Origin of the sequence: Ideonella sp. (assembly GCF_041914305.1) — a bacterium.
Lineage (GTDB): Bacteria > Pseudomonadota > Gammaproteobacteria > Burkholderiales > Burkholderiaceae_C > Ideonella.
Genome location: NZ_JAYSDQ010000008.1, coordinates 104,112 through 120,213, shown reverse-complemented (window position 1 = coordinate 120,213; position 16,102 = coordinate 104,112). Strand labels below are relative to the sequence as shown.

Annotated in this window: 17 protein-coding genes; 6 read left to right on the top strand and 11 right to left on the bottom strand. The window is 67.7% G+C overall.

Annotated features, from left to right (window positions below):
* Nucleotides 1-12 precede the first annotated feature (12 nt).
* The 8 genes from ACE3SG_RS12595 to ACE3SG_RS12560 all read right to left on the bottom strand — a co-directional run bounded on the left by ACE3SG_RS12595 (nucleotide 13) and on the right by ACE3SG_RS12560 (nucleotide 7,072).
* On the bottom strand, nucleotides 13-498 hold the full coding sequence (locus ACE3SG_RS12595; RefSeq protein ID WP_374565393.1) for a flavin reductase family protein: 486 nt from the start codon (nucleotides 496-498) through the stop codon (nucleotides 13-15).
* Nucleotides 499-576: 78 nt separating this feature from the next.
* Nucleotides 577-960, bottom strand: a complete 384-nt coding sequence (locus ACE3SG_RS12590) for a CrcB family protein (RefSeq protein WP_374565391.1) — start codon at nucleotides 958-960, stop codon at nucleotides 577-579.
* A gap of 6 nt (nucleotides 961-966) precedes the next feature.
* Nucleotides 967-1,464, bottom strand: coding sequence for a molybdenum cofactor biosynthesis protein MoaE (locus ACE3SG_RS12585; RefSeq protein ID WP_374565583.1), 498 nt, complete (start codon nucleotides 1,462-1,464; stop codon nucleotides 967-969).
* Between the two features lie 10 nt (nucleotides 1,465-1,474).
* Nucleotides 1,475-1,726 carry a MoaD/ThiS family protein gene (locus ACE3SG_RS12580; protein ID WP_374565389.1) on the bottom strand — a complete coding sequence of 84 codons (252 nt, stop codon included), beginning with the start codon at nucleotides 1,724-1,726 and terminating at the stop codon, nucleotides 1,475-1,477.
* Between the two features lie 8 nt (nucleotides 1,727-1,734).
* The gene (glp, locus tag ACE3SG_RS12575; protein WP_374565388.1) at nucleotides 1,735-3,003 is read right to left on the bottom strand and encodes a gephyrin-like molybdotransferase Glp; all 1,269 of its coding nucleotides are present in this window, start codon (nucleotides 3,001-3,003) and stop codon (nucleotides 1,735-1,737) included.
* 36 nt (nucleotides 3,004-3,039) lie between these two features.
* Nucleotides 3,040-4,461: a threonine synthase gene (thrC, locus tag ACE3SG_RS12570; RefSeq protein ID WP_374565387.1), complete on the bottom strand. Its 1,422-nt coding sequence runs from the start codon at nucleotides 4,459-4,461 to the stop codon at nucleotides 3,040-3,042.
* Between the two features lie 8 nt (nucleotides 4,462-4,469).
* A complete protein-coding gene (locus ACE3SG_RS12565; protein WP_374565385.1) occupies nucleotides 4,470-5,837 on the bottom strand; it encodes a homoserine dehydrogenase in 1,368 nt (455 codons plus the stop codon).
* Between the two features lie 8 nt (nucleotides 5,838-5,845).
* A complete protein-coding gene (locus ACE3SG_RS12560) occupies nucleotides 5,846-7,072 on the bottom strand; it encodes a pyridoxal phosphate-dependent aminotransferase (RefSeq protein ID WP_374565384.1) in 1,227 nt (408 codons plus the stop codon).
* Between the two features lie 139 nt (nucleotides 7,073-7,211).
* Here ACE3SG_RS12560 and ACE3SG_RS12555 point away from each other — a divergent pair, with 139 nt between their 5' ends.
* From ACE3SG_RS12555 to ACE3SG_RS12545, 3 genes are all read left to right on the top strand, one after another.
* A complete protein-coding gene (locus ACE3SG_RS12555; protein ID WP_374565383.1) occupies nucleotides 7,212-7,604 on the top strand; it encodes an Mth938-like domain-containing protein in 393 nt (130 codons plus the stop codon).
* A 96-nt stretch (nucleotides 7,605-7,700) separates the two neighbouring features.
* The gene (locus tag ACE3SG_RS12550; protein WP_374565382.1) at nucleotides 7,701-8,177 is read left to right on the top strand and encodes a peroxiredoxin; all 477 of its coding nucleotides are present in this window, start codon (nucleotides 7,701-7,703) and stop codon (nucleotides 8,175-8,177) included.
* Between the two features lie 267 nt (nucleotides 8,178-8,444).
* The gene (locus ACE3SG_RS12545) at nucleotides 8,445-10,115 is read left to right on the top strand and encodes a PhoH family protein (protein WP_374565381.1); all 1,671 of its coding nucleotides are present in this window, start codon (nucleotides 8,445-8,447) and stop codon (nucleotides 10,113-10,115) included.
* A gap of 212 nt (nucleotides 10,116-10,327) precedes the next feature.
* Here ACE3SG_RS12545 and ACE3SG_RS12540 read toward each other — a convergent pair whose 3' ends face one another.
* Nucleotides 10,328-12,325 (bottom strand): M3 family metallopeptidase, encoded by a 1,998-nt coding sequence (locus ACE3SG_RS12540; RefSeq protein ID WP_374565380.1) that lies wholly within the window; start codon nucleotides 12,323-12,325, stop codon nucleotides 10,328-10,330.
* 356 nt (nucleotides 12,326-12,681) lie between these two features.
* Between ACE3SG_RS12540 and ACE3SG_RS12535 the strand changes: the two genes are divergently transcribed.
* On the top strand, nucleotides 12,682-13,269 hold the full coding sequence (locus ACE3SG_RS12535) for a C40 family peptidase (protein WP_374565378.1): 588 nt from the start codon (nucleotides 12,682-12,684) through the stop codon (nucleotides 13,267-13,269).
* 60 nt (nucleotides 13,270-13,329) lie between these two features.
* Nucleotides 13,330-14,445, top strand: coding sequence for a GTP 3',8-cyclase MoaA (gene moaA / locus ACE3SG_RS12530; protein WP_374565376.1), 1,116 nt, complete (start codon nucleotides 13,330-13,332; stop codon nucleotides 14,443-14,445).
* A 58-nt stretch (nucleotides 14,446-14,503) separates the two neighbouring features.
* Here moaA and rnhA read toward each other — a convergent pair whose 3' ends face one another.
* Both rnhA and ACE3SG_RS12520 read right to left on the bottom strand, forming a co-directional pair.
* A complete protein-coding gene (rnhA, locus tag ACE3SG_RS12525; protein ID WP_374565375.1) occupies nucleotides 14,504-14,953 on the bottom strand; it encodes a ribonuclease HI in 450 nt (149 codons plus the stop codon).
* On the bottom strand, nucleotides 14,950-15,798 hold the full coding sequence (locus ACE3SG_RS12520) for a class I SAM-dependent methyltransferase (protein ID WP_374565374.1): 849 nt from the start codon (nucleotides 15,796-15,798) through the stop codon (nucleotides 14,950-14,952). Before ACE3SG_RS12520 ends, rnhA begins: the two co-directional genes overlap by 4 nt.
* Between ACE3SG_RS12520 and ACE3SG_RS12515 the strand changes: the two genes are divergently transcribed.
* On the top strand, nucleotides 15,797-16,039 hold the full coding sequence (locus ACE3SG_RS12515) for a hypothetical protein (RefSeq protein ID WP_374565373.1): 243 nt from the start codon (nucleotides 15,797-15,799) through the stop codon (nucleotides 16,037-16,039). The two genes, ACE3SG_RS12520 and ACE3SG_RS12515, sit on opposite strands and share 2 nt — an antisense overlap.
* The last annotated feature ends 63 nt before the right edge of the window (nucleotides 16,040-16,102 follow it).

The window sequence follows — 16,102 nt, the reverse complement described above, 5'->3', positions numbered from 1 at the left end:
GTCATGGCCTGCTCAAAGGATTTCGCCGAGCAGCCGGTAGTGCCCGGCCTGGAAGACCAGCGGCGGCAAGGCGGCTTCATGCATGTTTTCGACCTGGCCGATGAACAGCACGTGGTCGCCCACCGTCTGCTGGCTGTGCAGCGCACACTCGAAGACCGCGGTGCAGCCGGTGAGCACCGGCGCGCCGCCGGCGCCGTCGGACCATTGGCCTTCGGCGAAGCGGTCTGGCACGGCGCTGGCGAACCGGCGCGACAGGTTGACCTGCGCCTCGGACAGCACGTTGATCGCGAAGTGGCTGGCCTGCTGGAACGCCGGCAACGCCGGGCTGGCCAGGCGCAGCGACCACAGCAGCAGCGGCGGGTCCAGCGACAGTGAATTGAAGGAATTGGCGGTCAGGCCGATGGCCTGGCCTCGCCCATCGCGGCAGGTGGCGATGGTCACGCCGGTGGTGAATCGGCCCAATGCGTTGCGCAGGGCCTTGACGTCGAAAGGCAGCATTTGCCCGCGATGGTAGGCCCAAACCGGGCCGCGAATCGCGGGGGCCCTAACTCGACGGGGCCACGCAGCGGTGCTCGTTCACGGCCAGAGCGAGCGCCCCGCCCACCAACCCAGGCCGGCAAACGCCAGCGCCCCCAGCACATGGGCCAGGGTGTGGGCCAGCGCAACGCCGGGCTCGCCGCGCACCAGCAGCGCCAGCGACTCGGCCGAATAGGCCGAAAACGTGGTCAGCCCGCCCAGGCCGCCGGTGACCAGCAGCAGGCGCAGCGTCTCGTTCGGGTGGCGCTCGAAGGCAACGAGGCTGAAGCCGATCAGCAAGCCGCCCGTGCAGTTGACCACCAGCGTGCCCAGCGCGAACGGCAAGGGCATCGGGTTCAGCCACAGGCTGACGCGCCAGCGCAGCAGCGCGCCGACGGCGCCGCCGAGGGCGACCGCCAATGCATGCATCCAGCCGGACTGCATGGGCGCTCAGCGGCCCGCGTTGCTGGCGAAGCTGCCCCAGCGGGCCAGCGCGGCATCGTCGCTGACGCGGGCATCGACCCAGTGGGCGCCGTCGGGCGTGGTCTCTTTCTTCCAGAACGGCGCCTGGGTCTTCAGGTAGTCCATCAGGAACTCGCAGGCCTGGAACGCCTCGCCGCGGTGGGGCGAGGTGACAGCCACGAACACGATCTGGTCACCCGGCTGCAGCAGGCCCACGCGGTGGATGACCCGCGCCGCGCGGATCTGAAAGCGAGCCATCGCCGCGTCGATCATCGCCTCGATGGCCTGCTCGGTCATGCCGGGGTAGTGCTCCAGTTCCATCGCGCTGATGCTGCCGGCGCCCTGGCCTTCGCCCTCGTTGCGATCACGCACCGTGCCGACGAAGCTGGCGACGGCGCCCACGCCCAGGTCGCCGGTGCGAAGGCGGGCCATTTCGGCGCCGGCGTCGAAGTCGGCGGTCTGGATCGTGACGCGGGGGGTGTTCATCATGCGAAGCTCAGCCCCCGGTGACGGGCGGAAAGAACGCCAGCTCGTCACCATCGGCCAATGCGGCCGTCTCGTCGCACAACGTCTGGTTCAGCGCCGCCCGCAGCGCCTTGTGGCGGGCCAGGCTGGCGTCGAACGGCGCGCCGCGGGCGATCAACAGGTCGCGCGCATCGCCGACGCGGCTGCCCTCGGGCAACTCGAGCTGTTCCTGCGAGCCCAGGGCCTCGCGCAGCGAAGCGAAAAAGCGCAAACGAATCTTCATGGCGCGCTTCAAGCCCCCACCAGCCACGCCAGCGGCAGGAAGCGCACGGTGTCGCCCCGCACAATGGCCTGGCCGGGTGGGTTGTCGACCAGCCCGTCGGCCCAGACGGCCGAGGTCAACACGCCGGAGCTCTGGTTGGCGAAGAGGGTCAGTTCGCCCTGCTCGTTCAGCCGCACACGAAGAAACTCGCGCCGCTTGTCGGGCTTGGGCCAGTCGAAGCCGGCGGGCAGCGGCAGGCCGCGCGGCAGGGCTGCCGGCAGGCCCTGCAGTGCGCGCAGCACCGGCGCGACCACCAGCACGAAGGTGACGAAGCTGGACACCGGGTTGCCGGGCAGGCCCATGAACAAGGCTTCACCGCCCTCGCGGCGCACCGCGCCGAACGCCAGCGGCTTGCCAGGCTTGATGGCCATCTGCCACAGGTCCAGCCGGCCCTCGGCCTGCACGGCGGGCTTGAGGTGGTCTTCCTCGCCGACGGATACACCGCCCGAGGTGATGATCAGGTCGTTGCCCAGCGCGGCGCGGCGCAGCGCCTGGCGCGTCGCGTCGAGCTGGTCCGGCACGATGCCCAGGTCGTCGACCTCGCAGCCGGCGGCCTCGATCAGCGCACGCAGGGTGAAGCGGTTGGAGTTGTAGATCGCGCCCGGCGGCAGCGGGTCGCCCGGCATCACCAGCTCGTCGCCGGTCGAAAACAAGGCCACACGCGGCCGGCGCACGACCTGCAGCGAGGCCGCCCCGACCGATGCCGCCAGCCCCAGGGCCTGCGGGGTCAGGCGCGTGCCGGCGGCCAGCACCGTGCTGCCACGCTGCACGTCTTCGCCGCGGCGGCGGATCCACTGGCCCGGCTCGACCGTGCCGGTGACGCGCACGCGGGCCCGCTCTTCCGGCGCGTCGGTGGCCAGCGGCTCGCACTGCTCTTGCATCACGACCGTGTCGGCCCCCGGCGGGATCGGCGCGCCGGTGAAGATGCGCGCCACGGTGCCAGGCTCGAGCGCGGTGCCCACCGCGCCGGCCGCGATGCGCTGGCTGACCGGCAGCGGCGCACCGGGCGCGAGGTCGGCAAAGCGCAGCGCGTAGCCGTCCATCGAGCTGTTGTCGGCCGGCGGCACGTCGAGCGACGACACCACGGGCGCCGCCAGCACGCGGCCCAGCGCCGAAGCGGTGGGCAGGCTTTGCGACTCGGCGATACGGCGCGCGCCGGCCACGTCGACCAGGCGAGCCAGCGCCTCGTCGAGCGGCATCAGCGGCGGTTTGGGCGGGAGGGTGTTGGGTTCAGCCATGTGAGACGGCAGCGTACATGCAAGCCCAGCGGCGTGTCACGCCGCCAGGCCGGTGTGTTGCGCGATGTAGGCCTTGACGCGGGCGGTGTCCGGCGGCATGACCGTGAAGCGCTTGGGCAGCGATTCGATGCCGTCCAACCCGGCCGGCCGCTCGGGCTCGCGGCCCAGCGCCTCGCGAATGGTCTCGGCAAACTTCGCCGGCAGCGCCGTTTCGAGCACGATCATCGGCACGCCGGGCTCGACCCGCTCGGCGGCCACCTTCACACCGTCGGCGGTGTGGGTGTCGATCATCGTGCCGTGCTGTTCCCAGCTGCGGCGGATCGTGGCCAAGCGGTCGGCGTGCGTGCTGCGGCCCGACTGGAAGCCGAAGCCGGCAATGCGCGCGAACTCGTCGGGCGTCAAGGTGAACGCCCCCTGGCGCTCGATCTGCGTGCTGAACAGCTCGCGCGTGCGGGCGCCGTCGCGGCCCAGCAGGTCGAACACGAAACGTTCGAAGTTCGAGGCCTTCGAGATGTCCATCGACGGGCTCGACGTTTCGTGCGTTTCGGCGCCCTTGCGCACGCGGTAGGTGCCGGTGCGGAAGAACTCGTCGAGCACGTCGTTCTCGTTGGTCGCGACCACCAGGTGCTTGATCGGCAGGCCCATCATGCGCGCCACGTGGCCAGCACAGACGTTGCCGAAGTTGCCCGATGGCACGGTGAAGCTGACCTGTTCGCTGTTGCTCTTCGTGGCCTGGAAGTACCCCGCGAAGTAGTAGACGACCTGCGCCAGCAACCGCGCCCAGTTGATCGAATTGACGGTGCCGATCTTCTGCGCGTGCTTGAAGGCCAGGTCGTTCGACACCGCCTTGACGATGTCCTGCGCATCGTCAAACACGCCTTCGACGGCAATGTTGTGGATGTTCTCGTCTTGCAGGCTGAACATCTGCGCCTGCTGGAACGGGCTCATGCGGCCGTGCGGGCTGAGCATGAACACGCGCACGCCCTGCTTGCCGCGCATCGCGTATTCGGCGGCGCTGCCGGTGTCGCCCGAGGTGGCGCCGAGGATGTTCAGCTGCTCGCCGCGGCGGCCGAGTTCGTACTCGAACAGGTTGCCGAGCAGTTGCATCGCCATGTCCTTGAAGGCCAGCGTGGGCCCGTTGGACAAGGCTTCGATGAACAGGCCTGAATCGCCGAGCCGGCGCACCGGCACGATCGCGTCGGTGCCGAACACCGCCTTGGTGTAGGTCTTGGCAACCAGGGCCTTCAGGTCGGCGGCCGGGATGTCGTCGATGTAGAGCGACAGGATCTCGAAGGCCAGGTCGGCATACGACAAGCCGCGCCATTTGGCGAGCGTGGTGTCGTCGACCTGGGGGTACGCGGCCGGCAGGTACAGGCCGCCATCCGGCGCGAGGCCTTCGAGCAGGATTTCGCAGAAACGCCTGGGCGTGGGGTCACCACGGGTGCTGAGGTATTGCATCACGGTGATCAGGCCAACTCTTCCTTGCGGATCGAGACAATCGGCGCCAGCACGGTCTTCAGTGCCTGCATCTTGGCCAGGGCATCGCGCATGCGGCCCTCGACCGTGTCATGGGTGAGGATGATCAGGTCGGTCGATTTCTCGCCCTCGGCCGATTCACGCTGCAGCACCGCGTCGATCGAGATGTCGTGCTCGGCGAGGATCGTGGTGATCTTCGACAGCACGCCGGCTTCGTCGGCCACCCGCAGGCGCAGGTAGAAGGCCGTCACCACCTGCGAGATCGGCAGGATCGGCGTGTCGGCCATCGCATCGGGCTGGAAGGCCAGGTGCGGCACGCGGTGGTCGGGGTCGGCGGTGTGCAGGCGGGTGATGTCGACCAGGTCGGCCACCACGGCCGACGCGGTCGGCTCAGAGCCGGCGCCCTTGCCGTAGTAGAGCGTGGTGCCGACGGCATCGCCCTGCACCACCACCGCGTTCATCGCGCCCTCGACGTTGGCGATCAGGCGCTTGGCCGGCACCAGCGTGGGGTGCACGCGCAACTCGATGCCCTGCTCACGGCGCTTGGTGATGCCCAGCAGCTTGATCCGGTAGCCCAGTTGCTCGGCGTACTTGATGTCGGTCGCCGACAGCTGGGTGATGCCTTCGATATGCGCCTTGCTGAACTGCACCGGCACGCCGAACGCGATCGCGCTCATGATCGTCGCCTTGTGCGCCGCATCCACGCCTTCGATGTCGAAAGTGGGGTCGGCCTCGGCGTAGCCCAGGCGCTGCGCTTCCTTCAGCACGGTGGCGAAGTCCAGCCCCTTGTCGCGCATCTCGCTGAGGATGAAGTTCGTCGTGCCGTTGATGATGCCGGCGATCCACTCGATGCGGTTGGCGGTCAGGCCCTCGCGCAGCGCCTTGATGATCGGGATGCCCCCAGCCACCGCGGCCTCGAAACCCACCATCACGCCTTTCGCGTGGGCGGCGGCGAAGACCTCGGTGCCGTGCATGGCGATCAGCGCCTTGTTGGCGGTCACCACATGCTTGCCGGCGGCAATGGCTTCCATCACCAGCGTCTTGGCGATGTCGCAGCCGCCGATCAGCTCGACGACGATGTCGATGTCGGGGTTGGCGATGATCTCGCGCGCATCGGCCACGATGTCTGTCTGGGTGCCGACGATGGCGCGGGCGCGCTCGAGATCGCGGCGCGAGACGACGGCCAGCTCGATGCCGCGGCCGGCCCGGCGGCGAATTTCTTCCTGGTTGCGCTGGAGCACATGGAACACGCCGCTGCCGACGGTGCCCAGGCCCATGAGGCCGACTTGAATGGGTTTGGCTTCGAACTCACGTCGCTGCGCGACAGGAGATTGCGCCGCAACACTGCGTGTTGTCATGAAATGCCTTAGGTCGAGTGACGCTTGCGATAGTGGTCGAGAAAGCGGGCAATGCGGCCCACGGCCTCGGTGAGGTCGTCGGTGTTCGGCAGGAACACGAGACGGAAGTGATCGGGCGCCGACCAGTTGAAGCCGGTTCCCTGCACGATCAGCACCTTTTCCTCGGCCAGCAGCTCGTAGGCAAACTGCTGGTCGTCCTCGATCGGGTAAATCTTCGGGTCCAGGCGGGGGAACATGTACAGCGCAGCGCTCGGTTTGACGACGCTGACGCCGGGAATCTGGGAAAGCAGCGAATAGGCCAGGTCGCGCTGGCGCGCCAGCCGGCCGCCGGGGGCGACGAGGTCCTTGATGCTCTGGTAGCCGCCGAGCGCCGTCTGGATCGCGAGCTGCCCCGGCGTGTTGGCGCACAGGCGCATCGAGGCCAGCATGTTCAGGCCCTCGATGTAGTCGGTGGCGTGGCGCTTGTCGCCCGAGACGACCATCCAGCCGGCGCGATAGCCGCACGAGCGGTAGTTCTTCGACAGGCCGTTGAAGGTCAGGAACAGCACGTCGTCGGCCAGCGAGGCGATGCTGGTGTGGGTCAGGCCGTCGTACAGCGTCTTGTCGTAGATCTCGTCGGCGAAGACGATCAGCTGGTGCTGGCGGGCGATCTCGACGATGCCGCGAAGAATCTCGTCCGGGTACAGCGCGCCGGTCGGGTTGTTCGGGTTGATGATCACGATCGCCTTGGTGTTGGGCGTCACCTTGGCGCGCATGTCGGCCAGGTCCGGCAACCAGCCCGAGCCTTCGTCGCAGTGGTAGTGCACCGGCGTGCCGCCCGACAACGCCACCACCGCCGTGTACAGCGGGTAGTCGGGCGACGGGATCAGCACCTCGTCGCCGGCGTCGAGCAGCGCGTTCATGCTCATCGCGATCAGCTCGGAGGCGCCATTGCCGAGGTAGACGTCGTCCACCGTCACGCCGGCAATCTGCTTTTCCTGGCAATAGTGCACCACGGCTTTTCGGGGTGCGAACAGGCCCTTGGAATCGGTGTAGCCGGCCGCATGTGGGAGGTTGCGGATCATGTCCTGCACGATCTCGTCCGGCGGCTCCAGGCCGAACGCGGCCACGTTGCCGATGTTCAGCTTGATGATCTTGTGGCCCTCTTCCTCCATCTGGCGTGCTTTGTCCAGCACGGGGCCACGGATGTCGTAGCCGACGTTGGCGAGCTTGCTGGACTTGGCAATGGGCTTCAAACCGGAAACTCCTCGGCGGCATGCGCGGCGCATGCACCCTCTGACGGGGCCATGCTGCGCCGCAAAACGTACAATTTAACCATAGGCTTTTCACTGAATAGGGCCCTGTTGCGCCCTGCAGTCGGGGCCAGGGAGCACGATGAAATTTCAACCGGATCAACTCGATGGCGTGAACGCCATCTCGAAGCTCGAAGCCGGCCGCATCTGGGTGCACGCCACCGCGTTCGAATCCAGCCTGCTGGTGCCCTGGCGGGGCGAGGTGCAGGCCTGGCCGGTGGACGGCATTGCGGCCCTTGAGCAAGCCCATTTCGAGGCCATCGTCGGCTTCGAGCCCGAGCTGGTGGTCTTCGGCAGCGGCGAGAAGCACCGCTTCGTGTCGCCCGCGCTGTACCGGGGGCTGATCGAGCGCCGGATCGGCGTCGAGACGATGGACACCGCCGCCGCCTGCCGCACCTTCAACGTGCTGGTGCACGAGGGCCGCAAAGTACTGGGCGCCTTCGTGATGGACAAGGCGGCGCCGGGCATTTCTTAGGCCAGGGGGTAAGCCCCGCGCCGAGGAATACCTCACAGATCAATTTATAATCACGGGCTATGCCTCCCAGGGGCGCCCGCATAAGACACCACCCTCATGACGCCAGCCCTCAATAAACCCCTGCCGGAACTTGAAGCGCAAGCCACTGGAGGCGTGAAGTTCACCCACCAGGCCTTCAAGGGTCAAGCCATCGTGCTGTACTTCTACCCGAAGGACAACACCCCCGGCTGCACCACCGAGGCCATGCAGTTCCGCGATCAGCACAAGGAATTCGTCAAGGCCGGTGCCGTGGTGTTTGGCGTCTCGCGCGACAACATGGCGTCGCACGACAAGTTCAAGCAGAACCTCGAGCTGCCGTTCGAGCTGATCGCCGACACCGAAGAAAAGCTGTGCCACATGTTCGGCGTGGTGAAGAACAAGATCATGTACGGCAAGAAGGTCAAGGGCATCGAGCGCTCGACCTTCCTGATCGACGCCAGCGGCGTGCTGCGGGCCGAATGGCGCGGCATCAAGGTTGCCGGCCATGTCGACGAAGTCCTGAAGGCCGTGAAGGACCTGAAAAAGGCCGCCTGAGCTCGCTCGGGCGCCATTTCGGCGCCAAACGCCACGAAGGCCGGCTCTGCCGGCCTTTCTCACGTCTGGTCACGCCACTTCGCGCACCCGGGCTGACAGCACACCCCGGATGTGCATAATGGGTTCATGCCCGAGACCGTGATGCCGAGCATTCACCCAAAAAGCCGCCCAGACGTCTGTGCGGCTTTTTTGTCTCCGGCCGCCGCGCAGTCCCCTGCGCGATCCCCCGCGCACCGCAGCAATCGAGGCCACTGAGCCCTGCCCTCCATGCCCTTGCCGAAGCCACCCGCCACCCGCGCCGCCATCCTCCCCGCCACCGCCTACGAAACCCAAGCCGCGCCGAAACTGGCGCGCCACCGAGCCCAGGCCGGCGCCGCCAGCGCCGATGACGAGAGCACCCGCCTCGCGCTGCGCAACGACGGCGCCAACGGCGTGGCGGCCGCCCCCGCCCCGGCCAAGACCAAAACCGCCGCGCCCACCCCGGCCGCTGCACGCAAGGCCCCCGCGGCCGAACCCAAACCACGAAAACCGCGCAGCACCGGCCCGGCCAAGCTGTTCGTGCTGGACACCAACGTGCTGATGCACGACCCGATGTCGCTCTTCCGCTTCGAAGAGCACGACATCTACCTGCCGATGATCACGCTCGAAGAGCTCGACGGCCACAAGAAGGGCATGAGCGAGGTCTCGCGCAACGTGCGCCAGGTCAGCCGCGAGCTCGACGCGCTGGCCACCGACGGCCAGTCCGGCAAGTTCGACCCGGCCGAGGGCATCGTGTTGGCCAAGACCGGCCACCGCGAAGCCGGCGGCAAGCTGTTCTTCCAGACCACGCTGCTGGACGTCAAGCTGCCGGCCGGCCTGCCGCAGGGCAAGGCGGACAACCAGATCTTGGGCGTGGTGCAGTCGCTGCGCGAGCAGTTCCCGAGCCGCGAAGTGGTGCTGGTGTCGAAAGACATCAACATGCGCGTCAAGGCCCGTGCGCTGGGCCTGGCCGCCGAAGACTATTTCAACGACAAGACGCTCGAAGACGGCGACCTGCTCTACACCGGCGTGCTGCCGCTGCCGGCCGACTTCTGGGAGCGCCATGGCAAGACCATGGAAAGCTGGAGCCAGGGCGGCCACACCTTCTACCGTATCAGCGGCCCGATGGTGCCGGCGCTGATGGTCAACCAGTTCGTCTACCTCGAATCACCCGGCGAAGCCCCCCTGTTCGCCCGCGTGACCGAAATCACCGGCAAGTCCGCGGTGCTGAAGACGCTGCGCGACTACACCCACGGCAAGAACGCCGTCTGGGGCGTCACCGCGCGCAACCGCGAACAGAACTTCGCGCTCAACCTGCTGATGGACCCGGACTGCGACTTCATCACGCTGACCGGCACCGCCGGCACCGGCAAGACGCTGATGACGCTGGCCGCCGGCCTCAGCCAGGTGATGGAAGACCGCCGCTACACCGAGATCATCGTCACCCGCGTGACCGTGCCGGTGGGCGAAGACATCGGCTTCCTGCCCGGCAACGAAGAAGAGAAGATGGGCCCGTGGATGGGCGCGCTGGACGACAACCTTGAGGTGCTGGCCAAGAGCGACAACTCGGCCGGCGAATGGGGCCGCGCCGCCACCAACGACCTGGTGCGCTCGAAGATCAAGATCAAGAGCTTGAACTTCATGCGCGGCCGCACCTTCTTGAACAAGTTCGTCATCATCGACGAGGCGCAGAACCTGACGCCCAAGCAGATGAAGACCTTGATCACCCGCGCCGGCCCGGGAACCAAGATCGTCTGCCTGGGCAACCTGGCGCAGATCGACACGCCCTACCTCACCGAAGGCTCATCGGGCCTGACCTTCGCGGTCGACCGCTTCAAAGGCTGGCCGCACTCGGGCCACATCACACTGGCCCGCGGTGAACGCTCGCGCCTGGCCGACTACGCCTCGGACGTGCTCTAGCCAGAACTCCCCGCCCCCCCAGGCGCGCGCAGCGCCGCCGCCCCCCAAGTGGCGTGCGCGGATCCGGCTTTGCCGGTCCGCTGCGCGAGCCCCCTCGGGGGGCCGAGGTCGGACACGAACAGTCCTGAGGACTGTTCGTGCCTACCGAGGGGCCGAGCCTCTGGCTCGGCGCGGCCTGCAAGGTAGCCCGCCCCGGAGGGGGCGTGGGGGCTCTACTTCGCGAGGTAGTCGAAGAAGGCCTTCGGGCTCATGTCGCGGCCCAGGAAGTCCTTGACCAGCAGTTCCGGCGGGCGCTGGCCCCCCTGGCTCAACACGGTGTCCCGGTAGCGCTTGCCCACCGCCGGGTCCAGCCGGTCGGCGGCAAAAGCGGTGCGCAGGTCCATGGCCACCACCAGGCTCCACAGGTAGCCGTAGTAGCCGGCGCCGTAGCCGCCCGCCACGTGGGCAAAGCCGGCCGGGAACATCGTGCCCGGCACATAACCCAGTGGCGTGTCGCCTTCCATCTTGGCCCACAGCGCCATCGGCTCGGGGGCGGCTGCCGTGTGCAGCGCCAGGTCGAAACTGGCGTAGAGGTGCTGGCGGGCCGTCATGCTGCCTTTGGTGAATTCACGCGCCGAGCGGGCCTTCTCGATCAGCTCGTCGGGCACCGGCTTGCAGGTGGGGCAGACGTCCTGGAACAGCTTCAGCACCTTGCGGTCGAAGACCCAGTCTTCCAGCATCTGCGACGGCGCTTCGACGAAGTCGTGCTGCGTGCTGGTGCCCGAGTTCAGCGCGTAGCGCGTGGTCGACAGGTTGCTGTGCAGCGAATGGCCGAACTCGTGCAGCAGCGTGTCCAGCTCTTCGACCGTCAGGCCCTTGCGGTCGAAGTTGACCACCAGCGCCGCCTGCGGCACGCGGCCGGTCTTGGTCGAGCCGCCGCGGTACGACCACACCGCCGCGTGGTTGTACTTGCCCTCGCGCGGATACAGGTCGACGATCAGGCTGGAGATCGGCTTGCCGGTCGCCGCGTCGCTCACGGCATAGGCCTGCGCTTCGGGGTGCCACAGCTTGGCCGGTACCGGGGTGTACTTGATGCCGAACATCGTCTCGGCGATGCGCATCACGAACTGCAGGCTCTCTTGGGGCGGGAAGTACGGGCGGAACGACTCCTCGTCGACCGTGAAGCGCTCCTTGCGCAGGCGCTCGGTGTAGAACGGCACGTCCCAGCGGTCGACCTTGACCTTGTCGACCGGCTGGCCCAGGTGCTTGGCCTTGGCCTCGCGCAGGTCGGCGATGTCGCGGCGCTCGCTGTCGGTCACGGCCTGCTTGACCTCGTCGAGGAAGCGGGTGGTGTTGGCCGTGTTCTTGGCCATGCGGCGGCGCAGCGTGAAATCGGCATAGCTGTCGAAGCCGAACAGCTTGGCGTAGTCGCGGCGCAGCTTGCCGATCTCGGCCAGCAGCTTCAGGTTGGCAGCGCCACCCTCATTCATCTTGGCGCGCCACATCTTCTCGCGCGTGGCGGCCTTCTCGGCCCGCTCCATCACCGGGTAGTAGGTGGGGTAGTCCAGGCCCAGCAGCGCGTGGCCCTTGGCGTCGCGCTTGGCGGCCTTCAGCACGCCCTCGGGCACGCCGGCCAGCTCTTCGTCGGTGAATTCGACCTTGGTCTTGCTGTCGCGCACGTTCTTTTCGAACTGCTGGCCCAGCAGGCTGATGCGGTTGGACAACTGCTTGGCCTTGGCGCGCTGGGCCGGCGGCAGGCCGACACCCGAATCTTCGAAGGTTTCCAGCGCCAGGCGCAGTGTCTCGCGGTCGATCTCGTCGGCCGGCACCGAGGCCTTGGCGGCGCGGTACAGCTTGGCGTTCTGGCTGGTGCTGGTGAAGAAGTCCTGCCAGCGCAGGTCGCAGGCTTCGGCTGCGTCGCGCACCTTCTGGTCGGGGTGCACGTTGCTGATGAAGCCGATCGGGCCATAGGCGTCTTCGGTCGCGCTGTAAAAGGCGTCGTAGTTGCCGATCCAGCCGGGCGAGGCCGGCACCTTCTCGAGCGCCGCCACGCCAGCCTTGGCTGCGCGCAGCCCGGTGTCGCAGGCCTGGCGGATTTGCGCTGCGGACTGAAAGTCGGGAAAGGCCGGGCCGACCATCTGGGCCGCTTCGGCGGCGTCAGCCGCGTGGGCCCCAGGCAACCACATACCAAATGCGCTGCAAACGGCCAGCGCCATGCATGTCTTCTTCATCAGAAATCCTGTCTCCAAGTGACCAGCTGATGGCTGGCGAGTTCGTGGCCCGCCGGCTCTGCTGCCCGGGTGTTGGCAAGGGCACGTTGGCGGCCCCAACCGCGGGCAAAAGGGGGCATTGTGGCCCGTGGGGCGGGACGCAATGCTCAAGCCCGGTCATGCCCAGCCGCCTACCGACCCCGGGTTCTCCCTCGAAAAAGCGTCGATTCCCATCTGCAAGTATTTGAAAACACTGGTTTTTCCGCGGCTTACCCGCTTGACACCCCTAGTTCGTGGCCCGTATCCTGCGCCCCGTGCTGAGGTTCCCTTTCTCCCCGCTGAGCCGGCTGCCGGCCGGCATGGCCCCCCGAAGCTGGATGCTGGCTAGCGCTTTGGCGCTGGCCGCTGCGTGCAGCCAGGCGGCCCCGTCCGGTGCCGCGCACGACCCGGTGATGCAGCTGTTGCAAGACCGTGGCCTGATCCAGGCGAACGGCGCCGTGGTGGCCTCGCCCCCGCCGGCCGACCCCAGCCTGCTGGGCCAGGTGCGCGAAAAGACCACCGACCTGGTGATGGGCGCGATGAACTTCATCGGCGTGCGTTACCGCCGCGGCGGCACCTCGGCCGAAAGCGGCTTCGATTGCTCGGGTTTCACCCGCTACGTGTTCGAGAACAGCATCGGCCTGGTCCTGCCGCGCCGCGCTGACGAGCAGGCCAAGGCGCCCGGCTTCTTCAGCATCGGCAAAGACGAGCTGAAACCCGGCGACCTGGTGTTCTTCAACACCCTGCGCCGCACCTTCTCGCATGTGGGCATCTACGTGGGCGACGGCAAGTTCATCCACTCGCCCCGCGCCGGCGGCGAAGTGCGGGTCGAGGACATGCGCGTCGACTACTGGGCCAAGCGCTTCAACGGTGCCCGCCGCGCTCCGCAGGTCAGCGGCGGCGAATTGCCCCGCACCGCGCCCTGAGCCTTCCGTTCCCCTGACACTGCGCAATGCAGGTCTTCCACCCGAGGGCACAATCGCCGCATGGGTGAACGAGTCATTCCGCTGACAGACTGGCGCCGCACGGCCCCGCCGCTGCGCACCGCATCTGTCATGCCCGAAGGGCCGCTGGCCGACACCTTCGGCCGCCCTTTGCGCGACCTGCGCATCTCGGTCACCGACCGGTGCAACTTCCGCTGCAGCTACTGCATGCCGAAAGAGGTGTTCGACACACGCTACAACTTTCTGCCGCACGCCGAGCTGCTGAGCTTCGAAGAGATCACCCGCCTGGCGGGCCTGTTCGCTCAGGTGGGGGCCCGCAAGATCCGCCTGACCGGCGGTGAGCCGCTGCTGCGCAAGCACCTCGAAAACCTGGTCGAGATGCTGGCCGCGCTGCGCACGCCCGACGGCCAGGCGCTGGACCTCACGCTGACCACGAACGGCTCGCTGCTCAGCCGCAAAGCCGCGACGCTCAAGGCGGCCGGGCTGAACCGACTGACCGTCAGCCTGGACGCGCTGGACGACGCGATCTTCCAGCGCATGAACGACGTGGGGTTCCCGGTCGGCGAGGTGCTGGCCGGCATCGACAAGGCGCTCGAGGTCGGCCTCGGATCGATCAAGGTCAACATGGTCGTCAAGCGCGGCGTCAACGACACCCAGGTGCTGCCGATGGCTCGCCACTTCCGCGACCACTACGGCAGCGCCGTCTCGCTGCGCTTCATCGAGTTCATGGACGTGGGCGCCACCAACGGCTGGCGGCTCGACGACGTGCTGCCTTCGTCCGAGCTGCTGCAGCGCCTGCAACAAGAGTGGCCGCTGCAGCCGGTGACCAGCGGCGTGGCCGGCGAAACCGCAGAGCGCTGGGCCTATGCCGACGGGCGCGGCGAAATCGGCCTGATCTCCAGCGTCACCAAGGCCTTCTGTCGCGACTGCAACCGCGCGCGGCTGTCGACCGAGGGCCAGCTGTTTCTTTGCCTGTTCGGCACCCACGGCCACGACCTGCGCGCGCTGCTGCGCGGCGGCGCCAGCGACACCGAGATCGCCTCGGCCATCGCCCACGTCTGGGCCGAGCGCGCCGACCGCTATTCAGAGATCCGCGGCTCTGCCTCGGCACCCAGCAGCACCGAGCGCCGCGTCGAGATGCACTACATCGGCGGGTGATGGGCAGCCCCGGCTGCGAGTGACCGCAGCTGCCCTGCCATACGAGCCCTGTGCAGGGCTACTTCGTGGCGACCAACACCCCCTTGTTCGCCAGCGCATCCGCGCGCTCGTTGCCCGGGTCGCCCGCGTGGCCCTTGACCCAGTGCCAGCTGACCTGGTGCTGCTGCACCAGCGCATCGAGCCTTTGCCACAGCTCGGCGTTCTTGACCGGCTTGTTGTCGGCCGTACGCCAGCCGCGCTTCTTCCAGTTGTGGATCCAGGTCGTGATGCCGTTCTTGACGTACTCGCTGTCGGTGTAGATCGCCACGCGGCATTGCCGCTTCAAGCTGGCGAGCGACTCGATCACCGCGGTCATTTCCATCCGGTTGTTCGTGGTGAGCTTTTCGCCGCCGAACATTTCCTTCTCATGCCCACCCGAGGTCAGCCAGGCGCCCCAGCCTCCCGGCCCCGGGTTGCCTTTGCACGCCCCGTCGGTATAGATCGTCACCACGGTCGAATCGTCAGTCACTTCGTTCCTTCTTCTTCACGATGAATGTTGTGGTTCAGCGCCACCGGTGCCGGCGCTGCCTTGGGGCTGATGCGTTCGCTGCGCGCCAGGCCGATCAGGCGCATGCCGCGCACGCGCTTGACGGCGACCACGCAATAGACGGCACCGAACACCGGCCACCAATGCGCGCCGATGCGGTCCATCCAGCCGAAACGGTCGAGCCAGCGCTGCGACGCCATCGGCGGGCGCCAGCAGCCGAAACGACCGCCCTCGATCTCGAAATTCAGCAGGCGCAGCCAGTCGCGCAGGCGCCAGTAGCCGATGAACTCGCCGGCACGGGGCAGAAACAGGCTGCGCTGGCCACCCGCCAACTTCAGCCGCGCGTGGCCCAGGCGCTGCCGCGCGCCCCACAGGCTGGCCGGGTTCAGCCCGACGATCACCACCTTGCCTTCGGGCCGCAGCACCCGCGTCACTTCGGCCAATGCGCGGTGCGGGTCTGCCGCCAGCTCCAGCGTGTGCGGCATCACCACCAGATCCAGCGCATTGTCGGCAAACGGCAAGGCCTCGGACTCGCAATGCAGCGCCACCGGCGACGGGCTGATCGACAAGGGCGCGCCCTGCTCGTCGATCGGCGGCGGCATCTCGATCGCCGCGGGCACGGTCAGGCTGTCGCTGGCGATCCAGCGGTGCGGCATCCGGTTGCTGCGCAGCGTGTCGACTTCGGGCAGGCCCAGCTGCAGCGCGTGGAAGCCGAAGATGTCGGTCACCGCATGGTCTAGGCGCTCTTGCTCCCAGGCCAGCAGGTAGCGGCCCGGGGGGGTCGTCAACCAGAGCCCCAACTCTATAATTGACTCGTTTTGCGTCATGAATCTGGTCGCCCTGCCCGCCTTCGCTGACAACTACCGCTGGATGCTGCACGCTGGCCCTCAAGCCTTCGTGGCCGATCCGGATGACGCAGCGTCGGCGCTCGACGCGCCGGGCCGGCTCGCAATGCAGGGCATTCTAGTGACGCAGCCTCCCTGCGATCAGGCCGGCAGGCCCGGGCGCACGGCGCCACACGACGCAGCCGGTTCGCGCAGACTGCGGAACCTGCCCACCTCACCGTGACTCCACACCTCGCCCCCGGCCAGGCGCTGCGCGCCAAGGGGTGCACCACGTTGTCTGCGGCCG

Bases quoted from the DNA above. Each gene is read 5' to 3' on its own strand.
- thrC (WP_374565387.1), bottom strand. From the start codon at position 4,461: ATGCAATACCTCAGCACCCGTGGTGACCCCACGCCCAGGCGTTTCTGC.
- ACE3SG_RS12550 (WP_374565382.1), top strand. From the start codon at position 7,701: ATGACGCCAGCCCTCAATAAACCCCTGCCGGAACTTGAAGCGCAAGCC.
- ACE3SG_RS12540 (WP_374565380.1), bottom strand. From the start codon at position 12,325: ATGAAGAAGACATGCATGGCGCTGGCCGTTTGCAGCGCATTTGGTATG.
- ACE3SG_RS12535 (WP_374565378.1), top strand. From the start codon at position 12,682: ATGCTGGCTAGCGCTTTGGCGCTGGCCGCTGCGTGCAGCCAGGCGGCC.
- ACE3SG_RS12585 (WP_374565583.1), bottom strand. From the start codon at position 1,464: ATGAACACCCCCCGCGTCACGATCCAGACCGCCGACTTCGACGCCGGC.
- glp (WP_374565388.1), bottom strand. From the start codon at position 3,003: ATGGCTGAACCCAACACCCTCCCGCCCAAACCGCCGCTGATGCCGCTC.
- ACE3SG_RS12565 (WP_374565385.1), bottom strand. From the start codon at position 5,837: ATGACAACACGCAGTGTTGCGGCGCAATCTCCTGTCGCGCAGCGACGT.
- moaA (WP_374565376.1), top strand. From the start codon at position 13,330: ATGGGTGAACGAGTCATTCCGCTGACAGACTGGCGCCGCACGGCCCCG.
- ACE3SG_RS12555 (WP_374565383.1), top strand. From the start codon at position 7,212: ATGAAATTTCAACCGGATCAACTCGATGGCGTGAACGCCATCTCGAAG.
- ACE3SG_RS12520 (WP_374565374.1), bottom strand. From the start codon at position 15,798: ATGACGCAAAACGAGTCAATTATAGAGTTGGGGCTCTGGTTGACGACC.
- ACE3SG_RS12595 (WP_374565393.1), bottom strand. From the start codon at position 498: ATGCTGCCTTTCGACGTCAAGGCCCTGCGCAACGCATTGGGCCGATTC.
- ACE3SG_RS12545 (WP_374565381.1), top strand. From the start codon at position 8,445: ATGCCCTTGCCGAAGCCACCCGCCACCCGCGCCGCCATCCTCCCCGCC.
- ACE3SG_RS12580 (WP_374565389.1), bottom strand. From the start codon at position 1,726: ATGAAGATTCGTTTGCGCTTTTTCGCTTCGCTGCGCGAGGCCCTGGGC.
- ACE3SG_RS12590 (WP_374565391.1), bottom strand. From the start codon at position 960: ATGCAGTCCGGCTGGATGCATGCATTGGCGGTCGCCCTCGGCGGCGCC.
- ACE3SG_RS12515 (WP_374565373.1), top strand. From the start codon at position 15,797: ATGAATCTGGTCGCCCTGCCCGCCTTCGCTGACAACTACCGCTGGATG.